This is a genomic window from Chryseobacterium indologenes, from assembly GCF_018362995.1.
Taxonomy (GTDB): domain Bacteria; phylum Bacteroidota; class Bacteroidia; order Flavobacteriales; family Weeksellaceae; genus Chryseobacterium; species Chryseobacterium indologenes_G.
This window is the reverse complement of sequence record NZ_CP074372.1, coordinates 1,658,272-1,675,139: the sequence shown is the minus strand read 5'-3', so window position 1 is coordinate 1,675,139 and position 16,868 is coordinate 1,658,272. Positions and strand designations below refer to the sequence as shown.

Here is a 16,868-nt window from a genome sequence, read left to right as displayed (position 1 = left end):
TAATAAGTAGCGCCATTTGGCTTTTAGTGAGCGTATCTTCAAACACTTTTATTCATGATTTGGTTCGTTTGATCCAAATAAAACAAGAATTACAAAGCTTTTTTTATCCAGTAATTTCTATTTAACCAATTCAAGTAAATAGGTATTTACAAGGAATATAGAGCTTTATTTTGACACACTTTTTAGATATTTGAATTTAATAAAACGAACAAAAATACCGATAAGTATAATTAAAATGAACAACGTTCAAAAAATAATTATATCTTTGCATAGTAAAATTATTTTATGAGCATAAGTGAAAGAAAACAAAAAGAAAAGGAAGCTTTAAGATTACTCATTCTTAATGGTGCAAAAAGACTTTTTGTGGAAAAAGGAATAGAGTATACCACCATAAGAAATATTGCTGATGAAATAAATTACAGTGTAGGTACTGTTTATGTTTATTTTAAAGATAAGAATGCTATTTTTCATGATCTGCATTCCATAGGATTTCAGGAATTGGGTGGATACTTCAGAGATTTAGTCAGTGAAGAAGATCCGTTATTGAGGCTTCGAAAAATGGGATTTGTCTACATGAAGTTTGCAATGGAAAATTCTGAGATGTATGATCTTATGTTCAACCTGAGAGCACCAATGGATTATCTTGAAACACAGAAAAATCAGCTGTGGTCTGAAGGAAATGAAACTTTTGGGTATGTTAAAAAGACGGTGGAAGATTGTATGCAAGAAGGTCATTTTAAGGAGCATAACTCAGAAGCATTATCTTTTTTGATCTGGAGTCTTGTGCACGGTATGTGCTGTCTGGAAATCCGCCAAAGAACAAAAGGTGTAAAATTCAGCAGTCCGGACACCATTATGACGGAAGGGTATAACGAATTTTTGAAAATGCTGGAAAAGCTATAAATTTTTTTGTCTAAAAAATGAACAATGTTCAAATTATAAACAATGTATTTAAATGAAAAAACTGTCAATGTTATTACTGATTTGTTTAGGATGCATCACATATTCCCAAACTAACCTTGATCGATACATCGAAATCGGTCTTGAAAATAATGAAGTTATCAAACAAAGAAATTTTGATATCAATAAAAGCCTGTATGCTTTACAGGAAGCTAAGTCACTGTTTTCACCTTCGGTAGCTTTAATAACCAATTACACGATTGCCGACGGTGGAAGAACGATTGATATTCCCATCGGGGATATGCTGAATCCTGTGTACAGCACCTTGAATCAGATCACCAATTCCAACGCTTTTCCTTCGCTGGAGAATCAGTCGGTGTTGATTAATCCTAATAATTTCTATGACATAAAGCTTCATACGACAATGCCGCTTTTGAATTATGAGATTATTTACAACAAAAAGATTAAAACACAGCAAGCGGGTTTACAAAAAATTGAACTGGAAATTTACCGGCGCGAATTGGTAAAGGATATCAAGATTGCATACTATAAATACTTGCAATCTTTAGAAGGTATCAGAATTTATCAGAATGCTTTATCGATGGTGAAGGAAAATCAGAGAGTGAACAGAGCGCTTTTTAAGAATGACAAAATCAATCGTACAGCAGTACTGAGAAGTGATAATGAAGTAACAAGAATTCAGGCTAATCTCGAAACCGCCATCAATACAAGCAAAAATGCCCAGTCTTACTTTAATTTTCTGTTGAATCAGAAGCTGGATACTGAGATTGAAACCGATGAAATTATAGAAATTCCGACAGAATTGCTCTCGGAAAATACAGAAAACAGGGAAGAATTGCAGAAGCTGAATCAGGCTAAAGAGATCAATGAAAATGTGTATCAGCTGACAAGATCCAGTTGGTTTCCAAAACTAAGCGGCTTCGCAGATCTCGGTTTTCAGGATTTTGATTTCAGGGTTGATAAGACTTCACGCTATTATTTTGCAGGTCTGAGCCTGGAATGGAATATTTTTTCAGGTAATAAAAATAAGTACAAACTGAAACAGGTAGATGAAGAAAGTAAAAAATTAGATTCTCAGATCAATAATGCCAAACAGCAGTTGTTACTCCAGTTTCAGGTTTCTCAAAATAATTTAAAATCCGCTTTGGAACAGTATGAATCTGACAGTAAACAGAAAGAGACCGCTACAAAATACAATGATGATGTCACCAAATTATACAAAGAAGGTTTAGCGATCTACATCGAATTGCTGGATGCCCAAAATCAGGTCGTCAACACACAGCTTAATACCAACATTGCCCTTTACAATTCATGGATTGCCTTCGCAGAACTGGAAAGAGCCAATGCCACTTTCAATCTTAATCAATAAAATCAACACAGTTATTATGAATAAAACCATAACCATATCCCTGCTTTCAATCTTGCTGACAGCTTCCTGCAAAGAAGAAAAAAAAGAGTCAAAACCATTTGAAACAACTGATATAATTGCCGTAAAAACAGCGTCTGTAGGATCATTGGCTCTTGCTTCAAACATTAATGCCTCCGGTTTGGTAACCACAGAAAATGAAACCACCTATTCCTTTAAAATAGGAGGAGTTGTGAACGGAATTTTTGTGGAGGAAGGACAGTTTTTCAGAAAAGGTCAGCTACTGGCCACTTTGGACGAGACAGAGATTCGTTCAGGCCTCAATCAGTCGGATTTAAATGTGCAGAAATACGAACGTGATTACAGACGCGCCACCAACTTATATAAAGACAGCGTGTATACCTTGGAGCAGGTTCAGAACACCAAGACCGGACTGGATATCGCCCGTAAACAGAAAGATGTGGTTGCATTCAATGCCAGATATGCAAAAATTTATGCAGCCGCGGACGGTTTCGTTTCCCAAAAAGTGGCCGGTAAAGGTGAGATTGTAGGACCAGGCTCACCGGTTCTCATGATTAATGAAACTTCCAACAATAATAATTATCTATTGAAAGTAGGACTTACCGATACCGAATGGGCTTCTGTAAAGATCGGCCAAAAAGCAGTAGTTACATTGGATGGCTATCCCGGTAAAAGTTTCGATGCCTTTATTTTCAGGAAGTCGCAGGCAGCTGATATGGCGCTTGGCTCTTTTCAGGTGGAGCTTAAACTGACGATGAATGACAGCAAGCCCGCAGTAGGAATGTTTGGAAAAGCCGAGATTAAAACTGAGCATTCGGAAGATTTTATAATGGTTCCCTACAATTCCTTAATTGAAGCTGACGGGAACAAAGCTTTTGTTTTTGTGGTAGAAAACAACAAGGTAAAGAAAAGACCTATTACGATTGCCAGATTTGAAAATGATAAAGTTTTTGTAAAGGACGGACTTCAAAAGAACAATAAAATCGTAATCTCCAACAGTGCTTATCTGAATGAGCAATCAATCATTAAAATTATTAATTAAGAAACGATGAAGATTACAAATTTTGCCGTTAAAAATTATCAGTTTACGCTGATCATATTTCTTCTTGTTGCGGTGGTCGGTTTCTTAACGCTCTTCACAATGCCAAGATCCGAAGATCCATCCACGCATCCGCCACAATATCTGATCACCGTGATCTATCCCGGAACAAGCCCGAAAGATATGGAAGAGCAGGTGGTAAAGCCCATCGAAAATAAAATCTACGGGCTGGAAAATATTGATAAAATACTGACGACTGTAGAAGACGGCGTTGCCGCTTTTCAGGTTAAATTTAAATATGGTGTTGATGTTGATAATAAGTATCAGGAAATTTCAACTGAGATTAATGCCTTAAAAAACAGTGAGCTTCCGAAAGATATTTATCAGATCAAAACAGAAAAGATATCATCTTCTGATGTGAAAATTCTGCAGGTTGCCCTGGTTTCTGAGAGTGCTTCCGAGAAAAAACTTCGGGATGAGGCAGATAAGCTTAAAACAAAACTTGAAAAGATCACGAATCTTAAAAATGTCATCTACTCAGGAATGCCAGAGCAGGAGATTAGGGTTGATCTTAAACTGGATAAGCTTGCACAACTGAGAATACCCTTAAATGTTGTGATGGGAAGTTTGCAGAGTGAGGCAGCCGATATCCCCGGAGGAAGTATCGATATGGGAACCAAGGTGTTCAATGTTAAAACCAGCGGTAAATTCAAAAATGAACAGGATGTTGCCAACACCGTCATTTATAATGCCAATGGTAAGATTGTCTATATGAAAGACGTTGCCGAGGTTGGTTACAAATCGCAGACCGTTGACCATATCACCCGAATCAATGGCCATCGTTGCATTCTTGTAAGTGCCGGAATGAAGGATAATGTGAATATTACCGATGTTCAGAAACAATTTGCCCCTATTTTGGAAGAATTCTCAAAAGATCTTCCTGAAAATATTAAGATGATCAAAAACTTCGACCAGGCTGATATGGTTTCCCAGCGGCTGGGTCATTTAGGTTTTGACTTCGGATTAGCCATTGTTTTGGTTATCATTACACTACTGCCTTTAGGTTCAAGAGCATCTGTTATTGTAATGATTTCAATTCCGCTTTCGTTGGCATTAGGTTTAATTGCGATGAATGCATTAGGATTTTCACTGAATCAGTTGAGCATCGTGGGATTGGTTGTAGCATTGGGATTATTGGTTGATGACAGTATTGTGGTTGTGGAAAATATAGAGCGCTGGTTACGTGAAGGGCATTCTAAAAAAGATGCGGTTCTTAAAGGAACCAAACAGATCGGTTTGGCGGTTGTAGGATGTACCGCAACATTGATCATTGCATTTTTACCATTGGTATTCCTTCCTGATATCGCAGGGGAATTCATACGGAGCCTTCCGGTAGCTGTAATTACGAGTGTTTTGGCGTCCATGCTGGTTGCGCTAACCCTTGTTCCATTTTTAGGCAGCCGATTCCTGAAGACCCACGACCACGAAGGTGGAAATATTTTCCTACAGTATCTTCAGAAATTTCTGACCAACAGTTACAAAGGAATTATGCCGAAAGCCTTGAAATATCCCAAAATAACAATCGGAATTTCAATCGCATTAAGTGTTTTGGCATTTGGATTATTCAGTTTAACAGGTTTTAAATTATTCCCAACTTCAGAAAAACCGATGTTTCTGATCAATATCAAAACACCGCTTCAGTCTAATATTTCAGAGAGTGACCGTGTTGCCAGGATTGTTGAATCAGAATTAAAAAAGCATCAAGAAATAACCTTTTACACTTCCAATGTTGGAAAAGGAAATCCACAGATTTACTACAATGTGCATCCACAGGACAGAAAGCCTGATTTTGCGCAGATCTTTGTGCAGTTGGATGACGAAGCAAAACCTGAAACGAAGACTGCTTTGATTGAAACTTTAAGGGAAAAATTCAAAACAATGCCTTACGCCAAAGTTGAGGTAAAAGATTTTGAACAGGGAACTCCGATTGAAGCCAATATTGTCGTGCGCTTATTTGGGGAAGATCCTGCTGTTTTGAGGCAACTTTCTTCTCAGGTAGAAAATATTTTGAGAAAACAAGAAGGAACGATGTACATCAACAATGAACTAAACACCTACAAAACCGATGTTAAAGTAAAAATCAACAAGGAAAAAGCGAGAACTCTAGGAGTGATGACGAGTGAGGTGGATAAAGTCATTCGTCTTGCCGTAGCCGGATTGCCGGTGGGAGACTACATCGACGACCGCGGCGATGCAAGAACAGTAACGCTGACTTTACCGAGAGAAAAATTTTCTAATCTGGACGCCCTGAAGAATCTGTATGTCAATAATGTGCAAGGCGTACCAATTGCGCTCAATGAGATTGCTGCCGTTTCATTTGAAACATCTCCTACGGCAATCAACCATTTCAATAAATCAAGATTTGCAAAGGTTTCGGCCATGTCTGGAAAAGGATATTATGCCAATGATTTATTGGTTGACATTATTCCTCAATTGGATCAGCTGAAAATGCCAAAAGGCTATTACTATAAACTGTCGGGAGAAAAGGAATCAGAAGGCGATGCATTAGGAGGAAATTTCATTTCTGTCATTATCTTAAGCACTTTTCTTTTCATTGCGGTGCTGTTGCTTCAGTTTAAAACTTTTAAAGGAATTATCATTGTATTGTCGATTATTCCATTGGGGATTTTGGGAGGTGTCATTTTGTTACTGATTGATGGAAGCCCGATGTCATTAGTGGCAATCATCGGATTTATCGGACTGTCCGGAATTCAGGTTAAAAATTCTCTGTTACTGGTGGATTTTACCAACCAGTTGAGATTGGAAGGCCATTCGATTGATGAGGCTATTGCTATTGCGGGTGAAACGCGTTTTCTTCCTGTAGTTTTAACTTCCATCACGGCGATCTGCGGTTTAATTCCTTTGGCTTTAAACTCCAATCCTTTGATCGCTCCATTAGCCATCGTATTGATTGGCGGACTTATCAGCTCGACGATTCTCTCTAGAATTGTTACGCCGGTAATGTACAAACTGATTCCTCCAAGTCTGGACATTGAAAACAAAGAAGAATATTAAAATTGAATAAAAATGAAAGAATACATTTTAATAACAGGCGCATCATCCGGGATAGGTTACCATATGGCCGTTCAGTTAGCTGAATTAAAAAAAGATCTGATTTTGGTAGCCCGAAGCGAAGATAAGCTCAAAAAACTTGCATCAGAACTCACTGCTACATACGGAATTTCCGTGGAATATATTGTCAAAGATTTGTCTGTTGTTGAAAATGCCGTTGCACTATACCGTGAAGTTCAGGACAGAAATCTGTTTGTAACCGGATTGGTTAATAATGCTGGTGTAGGAACTTACGGGGAATTTACAAAAACATCATTGGAAGAAGAATTAAAAATGATCGATTTGAATATTTCCAGTCTCGTGGCACTTAACAAATTGTTTGTCAAAGATATGGTGGCCAGAAAATCAGGCAGGATTATGAATATCTCATCTCTGATGGCATTCTTGCCATTCCCTTATTATTCGGTGTATTCTGCAACGAAAACTTTTGTTCTGGCTTTTACCGAAACCCTCGCTTCCGAACTGGAAGGAACGGGCGTAGTTGTAACAGCATTATGTCCCGGGCCGATCGATACAGGCTTCTATAATGAAGAAATGCTCCAAGCCAATATGATGAAAAGCAATAAACCCGTTAAGCCCGAGGTGGTTGCAAAAGAAGGTGTAAAACTTCTTTTACATGGAAAAGGTAAGAAAATTGTCGGTTTTATGAACTGGTTCCTGTCTAATATTCCACGCGTAACTCCGGATTTTTTGATGATGAAAATTAAAAAGAATCTGGCTGCAAAGGGGTGATTTCTTAAAGACTGTAAAAAGATATTAATCCGGTAAATAGTGCTATCGAAACAAATAAAAATAGGGCTACTTGTCTTAATAAGTAGCCCCATTTGGCTTTTAGTGATCTCGACGCATAAAAATTCCGCTGATATCAATGGCATTAATGATAAGAAACGCTGCAAATAATCTGTTTTCCAGTTTTCTTTCTGTTTTTATCGTTAACAAAAATACGGCAAGCAGCAATAACTTCCAGAAAACTTAATTTGTCCATTAGTTTTTTTTACAAAAATAGGGTATATGTGATAAAGAGAAATGATTGTTAGTTATCATTTTTTAAATATTGTGTTCTGGTGTGGAAGGTCTCCCGAATTTGAGCTGGTAAAGAAGATTATTTCCTTTAAGCTTGGTCCAAAGTTAGTCGTCTTTTGCGAACTTTTTTTTCATAAGTCTACTGTAATTCTTTCCAAAGACATTGATGTAATTTCTTGTTTCTCTCTTTTTTAAAAGAGTTTTGTTCTTTTTTATACATGAAAAGTCATTAATATCGGTATAGAATATATGTTCAAAAACACATGCATATAAATCAAGCATAATTAAAGCTCGATGACATATCAAAAATGTTTTTTCTCTAGATCTTAGAATAACTCCAGCGTCTTCTTTATTTTTAAGATTTACATAGAAATGATTTGGAAATTGAGAAGAGTCAATGTGTGTTTTTGAACTAAGTTCTCCGTAAAAAATACCAATACTTGGATAAAATTCTTTTAATTTGGAAATTGACCTGGTAGGTGATTGGAAATCTTCAATTTCATTTCTGAATTGTGTGTCGTATGCAAATGCGATTTGTTCTATTATTTGTCGAATTATCGCATAGCATTCGTAAATATAATCATATTTTATCAACATTCTTAATGCGCTAAAATTACTATCTAGTTTTTTATAAATTATACCACAATGAGAATAAGCAGTACTTTTTCCTTCAAAATTTATATCACCTAAAACTTGTTTATATTTAAGATAAATTTTTTCTTGAAATTGAAAGAATATATTTCTCAAATCATCATATTCTTTAAGTTCACTATTTTCGTAACCTCTTTTATTTGCTAACATAATTTCAACGTTATTTTTAAAATAACTACTTTTTAAAATATTATCAACAGAGGTATTCCCATAAAATAGAGTTCTTAATGCTGCTTTTACATATTTTTCTTGCTCGAAAGTGAAAGTGTCAGGAACAATTAACGGTGTCTCTGCAAACCAAATGACTTTGGTTTTAGCAAAATCAATAGAGTAAATCTCTTGTTTTATATCCATCATTAAGTTATTTTATAAAAGATTAATTGCAAAGTAAATAAAATCCTGCGCATTCTTTTTGCGTAATAATATATGTTTTATCATATCTTAAAAATTATCACTCTTTAATTGAAAGAGTAGATGAGTTTAAATATAAAAAACTTAATTGCAGTTTTTTATAAAAAATAAAGTCAAGGGGTCTCGGAAAACTGAGAAATTTTTTAGGGAAAATTATTAAAAAAATTAGATGAATAAATTCTTATAAAGAAATCCCAACAAAAGCTGGGATTTGGTACAAGATAATGGCTTATTTACCTTGCTGTTTCTTAGGTGGTTTTAAAGAAGGTGTATTTCCTGGTGTCTCTTTATTATCACGCTGGCGTTTATCTGGTTTGCCAGTTGATATCGCTGTTCTTTTTGGCCCTGGTTTAAGTCCCATAATATTAATATTTTATTGTTAACTAAGTCAAATTTATAAATGATGATTTATATTATTTTACGGACTCCCGTAAACTCCAAAAATAAAAACCCTCTTAAAATTTTCAATCAGTATTTTCACGGAATTTCTTAAAGATTTCGAAAATTTCGTACAAAAAAATCCCAACTTTCGTCAGGATTTTCTCTTATTTTGATTTTTAAATTCTTTTTGTAGCTGATCGATTTCACTTTCAATCTTCTTTAAGTCTTTTTCATTGAGTTTTGTAAATAAATGTAATAGATCAATTTCAAGAAAATTACAAAATAGGATAAGACTTTCAATGGTTGGATTCGTTTCGGCTCTTTCAATTCTACCAACATGGTTACTTGAGATATTAAGCTCATTTCCAAGCTGAAACTGTGAAAGTCCCCTTTTTAACCTATATAATTGAATAAGCTTTCCAATTTGAAATTTTAATTCTTCTATTTGCCATTTATACATTTAGTAAAGTTTGAGCTTTCTAAAATTTTTCATCAACACATATATGTGTTTTATTGTATTTTTTTCTTACATTTATAAAAAAATACAAACTCATGAAAAAGATAAAAACAGATTTTGATACCAAGTTTTGGGCAGGAGGGAAGCGCTCCGGGTTGCAGCTAATGGAAACTTTCTTTCAGTTCAATGAGCTGGATGTTTCCAAAGAAAGGCTCAGCAATATTATGAATTATGCAGTAAAGAGGAATAGCTGGATCAATGAAGATCCGGCGGTTATCTTTCAGTTTCATCAGTCGCTGAGGTCATTGATCCGGGCAGGATATCTTATGATGCTGAAAGAAAGGAAATGGGCTGTCGATAACCAGTCGGAGAAGATTTCTCCGTGGGTTCTTGGCCTGCTTTCAGAGAAGGAATACCGGAATCCTTTGCTGGTTTTCAAAAAAGCATTTAGAGCATACAGCGTCAAAGAATTTGATTATTTTATGTCCGGAATCGTCTATTTCTCCATGGGTGTCTATGAAAATCTACCGGAAAGGAATATCGTTATGCCCTACATTCATACGGTTAAAATGCTGGATGCCGCACACCTTATTCTTCAAAGAAGGAGAGAAAAGGAGATGGCTGAGACCAATTCAGGATAAGAAAGTTGAGCATAATGCCAGAATTCAAACCTGTAACCTTTTTAAAGCCTTACAGAAGTTACCCACCTCAGATCCTAGGATAAAATTCCGGTCAACACCTGATCTTTTCGGTTCGATGAAGTTCCGCTTACTTTAATGACCTTTATTCCAAGATCCTCAATCCAGTCATAAAGTAACTCATTAACCTTATGCCTGAGTTTTGGCAGCTCTATTTGATGTTTGGATATCAGATCGGGTTCTTCAATAGGGACAAAAACAAAAACATCAATTTCATCGATGATGGTTTGAACTTTTTCAAAGAGAAACTGGATATTTCGACCTGAATCAAGAACATGAAGATAAGCTAAGATGTCAATGACACATCTGTCAAATATGACATCATCTCCGCTTTTGAAGACCAGTTTGGCTGAATAATTAAATTGTTCAAGAAAATCGTCAGGATGAGGTTCTTCTGAAAATTCATACCCTGAAGACTCCATCTGGTAGTAGGGTTCTATTTCAAGGGTGTACCCGGGAAGGTTCTCCAAAAGTTCTTCTGCCAGTGTAGTTTTACCGACTTTGTGAGCACCGATTATTGCAATTCTCATATTTCAGTTTATATTGTAATCCAAAAGTCTAATACGAAATTTTCGTGCCTGTTTTTTGAGCGTCCATTATATAACGTTTTGTCAATCTATTTAACACATAATTTTTCTATATTTAGAACAAGTATATAAATATAATATAAAAAAAGACAATGCCAATAAACCCACTACCTCCGGATGGAGGCATGTTATATAAAGAAACAGATATGGCTCAGTTTTTCCCCGAGCCATTAAATGCAGTAACTGCTATATTATTTTTAGCCATAGCCATTTTCTGGACCCTTAAACTGAAGGGTAATTTCAAAAAATATCCTTTTTTAACCTACTGCCTGGTGTTATTATATATTGGTGCCATAGGAGGAACGGTTTACCATTCATTCAGACAATGGCCGGTATTTATTATGATGGATTGGCTGCCCATTATGGTATTATGCCTCTCTGCCGGATTTTATTTTATAGCGCAGAGTACCAGATGGTACTATGCTGCTGTAATGGTTCTGGGATATGCAGTACTGATGTTCGCTTTGAGAAACTGGATTTTGGCAGATAACCCTTCTCTTTTTATCAACGTCAATTATGCAATCATGGCTTCATTTGTAGTTTTCTCGGTACTAAGGTATTTGTTGTATACCCAATGGAAAGCTGGCAAATGGGTAGGCTTTGCTGTATTGTCCTTTGTTTTTGCATTAACCTTCCGTATCGCTGATAAATGGGAATGGTTCAGCTTCGGAACCCACTTTTTGTGGCATACGTTTGGGGCGATAGCGACGTTTTGTATGTTTAATTATATTTATCTTACGCGGAACACAATTAGAAAAACATAAGGAGTTTTTATTTTCTTTGAAACTCTGATTAATAAATAAGAGTGTTTAAATCTAACCACAAAAGTCACAAAAGATTTTATTTTTTTAAACACTTTAGTACACTTTAGAAAGTTTAAAGGAATACCGCATAATTAAGTTCACATAAGATGAAAATCTTTGATTTTCAACAAAACTTACGTGTACTTCTCATACACAAAGTATATAACTTAAAATAGCTTAAGTGTTTAAAAATATTTTGTGACTTTTGACTCCATCGAAATAACATTCATCGACTGAAAGGAGATAATCTTCGATTTGTGGTTTCATAAAAAAAATAAACAGCTTTTTTTATGAAATTCACAGTTTAATTCTTTTAAGGTTGAAAGAAAGATGATTTACTTATATTTGCTCTGCAAAGTAAAATTAAATGTTTAAAAAAGTAAGCACTGTATTTATCCTTGGATTTTATACGGTTTTTTGTTCGGCCCAGCAGGTCCGGCCTTCAAAATCATCTGAAATTTACCGTGAACTCAAAACCCTTAAACATCTGCCTAAAGTTTTATACCTTGCGGCTCACCCCGATGATGAAAATACAGGACTACTCTCCTGGTTAATCAACGATCAAAATGTAGAAACAGGCTATCTGTCTTTAACCAGAGGTGATGGCGGTCAGAATTTATTAGGCACAGAGCAGGGTGCTGCATTGGGTTTAATCAGAACACATGAGCTTTTAGAGGCAAGAAAGTTAGACGGCGCCCAACAGTTTTTTACCCGGGCGATTGATTTCGGGTTCTCTAAAAATACGACTGATACCTTTAAACAATGGGATGCAGACAGCATTACAGCGGATGTAGTTTGGGTAATCCGTCAATTCCGTCCGGATGTTATCATTTGCCGTTTTCCTCCTACTGCTGCGGCAGGCCACGGACAACATGCAGCTTCGGCTGTAGTGGCGGAAAAAGCTTTTAAGCTGGCAGGAGATAAAACTGCTTTCCCGGATCAACTGAAATATGTTAATGTATGGCAGCCAAAACGCGTATTGTGGAATACTTTCCGCTTTGGCGGGGTCAATACAACAGCCGAAAATCAACTGAAAGTTACCGTTGGACAATATAATGCACAATTGGGAATGGGCTATGGTGAACTGGCAGGATTAAGCAGAAGCTTACATAAAAGCCAGGGTGCGGGAACACAGTCCGTGGCCGGCATCAGAACTGAATATTTTTCACACGTTATTGGCGATCCTGCAAAAACAACACTTTTTGACGGAGTAACGAAAACCTGGACTTCACAGGGAAATGCTGATATTGATCAATCATTAAATAAAATTATTTCCGCTTTCAATTTCAATAATCCGGATCAGAGCTTGCCTGCGTTGCTTACTTTGCGAAAAAAGGTTATGGCGCTCAATGATTCAGACCTGAAAAAGGATAAAATTAAATCCCTTGACAATATCATTTTAAGCTGTGCCGGATTTATGGGAGAGGTAGTCACCAATCAGGCTGAAGCGGTAGCCGGGGATCATTACAATTTCAGGTTAAATTTGATTTCAAGAGCTGCAAATCCTGTGATTTTAGAAAATGTACAATGGCTAAGTCAAGCAGAAAACTTCAATAGAAAACTATCAAAAGATTCTTTAATTACCATTCAGCATGATATTCAGATTCCTGCAGATGCAGCACTCACAGAACCTTACTGGTTGGCAAAACCTCCCGCGAACTCAGCTACTTTCTCGGTTCCGAATGATACCTTAGTTGGTTTGCCTGAAGCAGAATCACCACTCAATGTTTTGCTTGGTTTAAAAATCGGTTCAGAAAAGTTTCAGGTTAAACTTCCTTTATCTTTCAAGAAATTAGATCCGGTGCGTGGTGATGTGGTTGAAGCTTTGCGTATTGTTCCTGCTTTGGAACTGAAATTTACACAACCACTTTATCTCGTTAAAGAAAATGAAGATTTACATTTGAGTTTAAATATTAAGGTTAATTCTAACAAACCGTTAAGTAAAGGTAACCTAAACCTTATGTATAACGGAGAACGGTTAGGTGGCGCTGATGTCAATTCTTTCAATGGAAAAGATTTTACCGTTGATTACGTTATTCCAAAAGCTAAACTTGCCTCAATAAACTCCTCCCGTTTGCAATTGGATGCTAATTTTCTTGCAGATGGAGTCACTTACAATAAAAAACAGGTATTAATTCAATATCCGCATTTACCTTCCTTACAATATTTTGCGCCTGCCACTGCAGCCGTAATGAAAGGGGGTATTCAGGCAACAGTTAAAAAAGTGGGATACATAGAAGGTGCAGGCGATTTCATTCCTGAGTTTCTACGCATTGCAGGCGTTCAGGTAGATGTGTTGAAAGACGAAGATTTTTATGGCAACACAGATGAATCCGGCGGAAACGGCAGTCAGAATAAACTGTCGCAATATGATGCCATTGTACTTGGTGTTCGTGCCAATAACACAGAGAAGAAGCTGGGTCGCTGGATGCCTTTTTTATGGTCTTATGCAAAAGCTGGAGGCAATCTGGTGATGCAGTATAACACTAACCAGGATACAACCGTTGGCCAATTGGGAATGTATAATTTCAGTATTGCCAATAAGCGTGTTACCGAAGAAAATGCTGAGGTTAAGTTTTTAAATCCAAATCATAAATTACTGAACTTCCCGAATAAAATTACTGCGGATGATTTTAAAGGCTGGGTTCAGGAGCGTGGTGCCTATTTCCCTGCTCAATGGGACGCAGCATATGAGCCGCTTTTTGAAATGCACGATACAGATGAAGAACCGCTGAAGGGATCCACTTTATATGCAAAATACGGAAAAGGAAATTTTATTTATACACCGCTGGCATTTTTCAGACAGCTGCCTGCAGGAAATGCTGGTGCGGCACGTTTATTTTTTAACTTTTTATCTGCACAGAAAAACTGATGAACAAGCCACTTAAAAATTGGAATATCTGGTACCTACTATTAGCGGTTGCATTAGTATTACAGATCGCATTTTATTATTGGTTTACTAAATTTTGGGCATGAGTACTATAGATTGGACAGTTCTTATTTTTACACTTGTTGTAGTGGTGGTTTACGGCGTATTCATTGGTCGTGGCCAGAAAAGCAACGCATCTTACCTGAAAGCAGATAATAAAATGCCCTGGTACATTGTGCTTATCGGTATTATGGCGACGCAGGCAAGCGCTATTACATTTCTTTCAGCACCGGGCCAGGCTTATACAGACGGGATGCGTTTCGTGCAGTATTACTTTGGTCTGCCTTTGGCGATGATTGTGATCTGTATTACTTTTATCCCGATTTTTCAGCGTTTAAATGTCTACACCGCCTACGAATATTTAGAAAACCGTTTTGATAAAAAAACAAGAGTGCTTACTTCACTGCTTTTTCTTTTTTCCAGAGGTTTATCAACGGGAATCAGTATTTACGCCCCGAGTATCATCTTATCAAGCGTTTTAAACTGGAATATTTATTTAACCAATGTTTTGACAGGAGGTATTCTGTTGATTTATACCTATGTTGGCGGTGCAAAAGCGATTGCTCACACTCAGAAATTACAGTTTCTCATTATTTTGGGAACAATGGCTTTTGCAGGTTTTCTGCTTATTCAGAATATGCCGAATGGAATTGGGTTTAAGGATGCGCTTTACCTGGCGGGGAAATCAGGAAAGCTCAATGTAATCACCACAGAATTCGATTGGAAAGACAAGTACAACATTTGGAGCGGGTTAATTGGTGGTTTTTTTCTGGCCCTTTCTTACTTCGGGACAGACCAGAGTCAGGTCGGAAGGTATATTACTGCAAAGGATAATACCAATGCAAAAATGGGCTTACTGCTGAACGGATTGGTTAAAATTCCGATGCAGTTTGCTATTCTCCTGATCGGGGCTTTACTTTTCGCATTCTTTTCTCTGAAACCGGCTCCGATTTATTTTAACGAACGCTCTTATCAGTATTTAAAGGATACACAACCTGAACAGGCTGCGGTTTTTGAAAAAGAACATCAGGATTTGCAAATAAAATTTAATGCAGAATCAAAAGAAATTCTAAAGCTGAAAGAAATTCATTCTCCAGAACTCAACAAAACAATTCAGGATTTTAAAGATACGCAAACGCAGGTAAAAGCACTGCACGGCAGAGTAGAGGAAGCGATTAATAATTCAAACTATAATGCGGAGAAAACGGATACCAATTATATTTTCCTGTATTTCGTAAAAAATACCTTGCCTGTAGGAATGATCGGGTTACTCTTTGCCGTTATTTTTCTAGCTAGCTGGGGTTCCATTTCGGCAGCACTGAATTCCCTTGCTGCCTGCTCATTAAAAGATGTTCATTTAATATTCAGCAAAGAAATTCCTGATGAAAAAACCGAATTGAAGTATAGCCGTCTGCATACGTTAGTCTGGGGCATTTTCTCAATCGGTGTAGCCATGTTTGCCACTCAAATGGGTTCCCTTATTGAAGCGGTCAATGTGCTGGGTTCTCTTTTCTACGGTCCGATATTAGGGATTTTTCTGGTCGCATTCTACTATAAAAAGATCAACGGTGCGAATGTATTTATTGCTGCAATTTTATCAGAAATTGTGGTGATTGCCGTGTATCAGTTCGATATTGTTTCTTTCCTTTGGCTTAATGTAATAGGCGCAGCAGCGGTCATTATATTTTCAGCAATCGGATTGTTGTTTTATAAGCAGAAAATAGTAAATTCGTAAACGTACAATAACAAAAACAAACAAATAAAAATATTATGAAAACGATTCTTAAATCTGCAACTGTACTTGTTGCTGCCATGACACTTTCAGTGAATGCCTTTGCGCAGGACACTAAAAAACCTGCCAGCCCTCCGGCTACGGCTACGGGAAAAATTAAAGATGCAAACATTACCATAGCTTATAGCAGTCCTTCTGTAAAAGGGCGTACCATCTGGGGTGGCTTAGAAGCTTATAATAAAGTCTGGCGTGCGGGAGCTAATGAGGCAACTACTTTTGAAACGGATAAAGATATTACCGTTCAGGGTAAAAAACTGGCTGCTGGTAAATACAGCTTTTTCTTAATTCCTAAAGAAAGCGGAACATGGACTGCGATTTTTAATAAAGAGCCAAAGCAATGGGGTGCTTATAAATACGAAGAATCAAAAGATGCTTTGCGTGTTGATGTAAAAACCAAAGCTTTACCAGCAACACAGGAAACTTTAGTATATAAAATAAACAATAATGGATTCACCATGGATTGGGATAAAATCTCAGTTCCTGTAGAGATAAAATAAATTTGAATATAAGAAGTTAAAATCCCGTTAATACGGGATTTTTTTTGTTTAAAACAACCTAAAGAATTTCATGATTAAAATATCGAATACTGAAAAATCAGATTATTATCACCTTATAAAAATCAGAAATGTAACAGTTCTGAAATGATAATTGTCTTAC

General features: G+C 36.7%; 14 protein-coding genes. 10 read left to right on the top strand and 4 right to left on the bottom strand.

The genetic code is table 11. The features are described from left to right. Window positions 1-285 precede the first annotated feature (285 nt). From DYR29_RS07625 to DYR29_RS07605, 5 genes are read left to right on the top strand one after another with little or no spacing between them, the layout of a single operon-like run. Window positions 286-903, top strand: coding sequence for a TetR/AcrR family transcriptional regulator (locus tag DYR29_RS07625; RefSeq protein WP_213279974.1), 618 nt, complete (start codon window positions 286-288; stop codon window positions 901-903). A gap of 52 nt (window positions 904-955) precedes the next feature. Next, the gene (locus DYR29_RS07620; protein ID WP_213279973.1) at window positions 956-2,290 is read left to right on the top strand and encodes a TolC family protein; all 1,335 of its coding nucleotides are present in this window, start codon (window positions 956-958) and stop codon (window positions 2,288-2,290) included. A gap of 16 nt (window positions 2,291-2,306) precedes the next feature. Beyond that, window positions 2,307-3,350 carry an efflux RND transporter periplasmic adaptor subunit gene (locus DYR29_RS07615; protein ID WP_249413648.1) on the top strand — a complete coding sequence of 348 codons (1,044 nt, stop codon included), beginning with the start codon at window positions 2,307-2,309 and terminating at the stop codon, window positions 3,348-3,350. Window positions 3,351-3,356: 6 nt separating this feature from the next. Continuing rightward, window positions 3,357-6,422: an efflux RND transporter permease subunit gene (locus DYR29_RS07610; protein ID WP_213279971.1), complete on the top strand. Its 3,066-nt coding sequence runs from the start codon at window positions 3,357-3,359 to the stop codon at window positions 6,420-6,422. Window positions 6,423-6,434: 12 nt separating this feature from the next. Then, entirely contained in the window at window positions 6,435-7,211 is a 777-nt protein-coding gene (locus DYR29_RS07605) for an SDR family NAD(P)-dependent oxidoreductase (RefSeq protein ID WP_213279970.1), read from the top strand. A 396-nt stretch (window positions 7,212-7,607) separates the two neighbouring features. Here the strand turns inward: DYR29_RS07605 and DYR29_RS07600 are convergent, their stop codons facing one another. The 3 genes from DYR29_RS07600 to DYR29_RS07595 all read right to left on the bottom strand — a co-directional run bounded on the left by DYR29_RS07600 (window position 7,608) and on the right by DYR29_RS07595 (window position 9,405). Next, window positions 7,608-8,510, bottom strand: coding sequence for a hypothetical protein (locus DYR29_RS07600; RefSeq protein ID WP_213279969.1), 903 nt, complete (start codon window positions 8,508-8,510; stop codon window positions 7,608-7,610). 283 nt (window positions 8,511-8,793) lie between these two features. Further along, entirely contained in the window at window positions 8,794-8,925 is a 132-nt protein-coding gene (locus tag DYR29_RS22915) for a hypothetical protein (protein WP_274608425.1), read from the bottom strand. A 171-nt stretch (window positions 8,926-9,096) separates the two neighbouring features. Then, window positions 9,097-9,405 (bottom strand): helix-turn-helix domain-containing protein, encoded by a 309-nt coding sequence (locus tag DYR29_RS07595; protein ID WP_213279968.1) that lies wholly within the window; start codon window positions 9,403-9,405, stop codon window positions 9,097-9,099. A gap of 92 nt (window positions 9,406-9,497) precedes the next feature. Between DYR29_RS07595 and DYR29_RS07590 the strand changes: the two genes are divergently transcribed. Next, on the top strand, window positions 9,498-10,043 hold the full coding sequence (locus tag DYR29_RS07590) for a hypothetical protein (RefSeq protein ID WP_213279967.1): 546 nt from the start codon (window positions 9,498-9,500) through the stop codon (window positions 10,041-10,043). A gap of 74 nt (window positions 10,044-10,117) precedes the next feature. On the opposite strand, the gene DYR29_RS07585 is transcribed toward DYR29_RS07590, so the two are convergent. Continuing rightward, window positions 10,118-10,630 carry an AAA family ATPase gene (locus DYR29_RS07585; RefSeq protein WP_213279966.1) on the bottom strand — a complete coding sequence of 171 codons (513 nt, stop codon included), beginning with the start codon at window positions 10,628-10,630 and terminating at the stop codon, window positions 10,118-10,120. A 149-nt stretch (window positions 10,631-10,779) separates the two neighbouring features. Here DYR29_RS07585 and DYR29_RS07580 point away from each other — a divergent pair, with 149 nt between their 5' ends. The 4 genes from DYR29_RS07580 to DYR29_RS07565 all read left to right on the top strand — a co-directional run bounded on the left by DYR29_RS07580 (window position 10,780) and on the right by DYR29_RS07565 (window position 16,708). Beyond that, window positions 10,780-11,451 carry a hypothetical protein gene (locus DYR29_RS07580; RefSeq protein ID WP_213279965.1) on the top strand — a complete coding sequence of 224 codons (672 nt, stop codon included), beginning with the start codon at window positions 10,780-10,782 and terminating at the stop codon, window positions 11,449-11,451. Between the two features lie 406 nt (window positions 11,452-11,857). Next, a complete protein-coding gene (locus DYR29_RS07575) occupies window positions 11,858-14,362 on the top strand; it encodes a PIG-L family deacetylase (protein ID WP_213279964.1) in 2,505 nt (834 codons plus the stop codon). Between the two features lie 100 nt (window positions 14,363-14,462). Then, entirely contained in the window at window positions 14,463-16,154 is a 1,692-nt protein-coding gene (locus tag DYR29_RS07570) for a sodium:solute symporter (RefSeq protein ID WP_213279963.1), read from the top strand. Window positions 16,155-16,189: 35 nt separating this feature from the next. Further along, window positions 16,190-16,708: a DUF2911 domain-containing protein gene (locus DYR29_RS07565; RefSeq protein ID WP_213279962.1), complete on the top strand. Its 519-nt coding sequence runs from the start codon at window positions 16,190-16,192 to the stop codon at window positions 16,706-16,708. The last annotated feature ends 160 nt before the right edge of the window (window positions 16,709-16,868 follow it).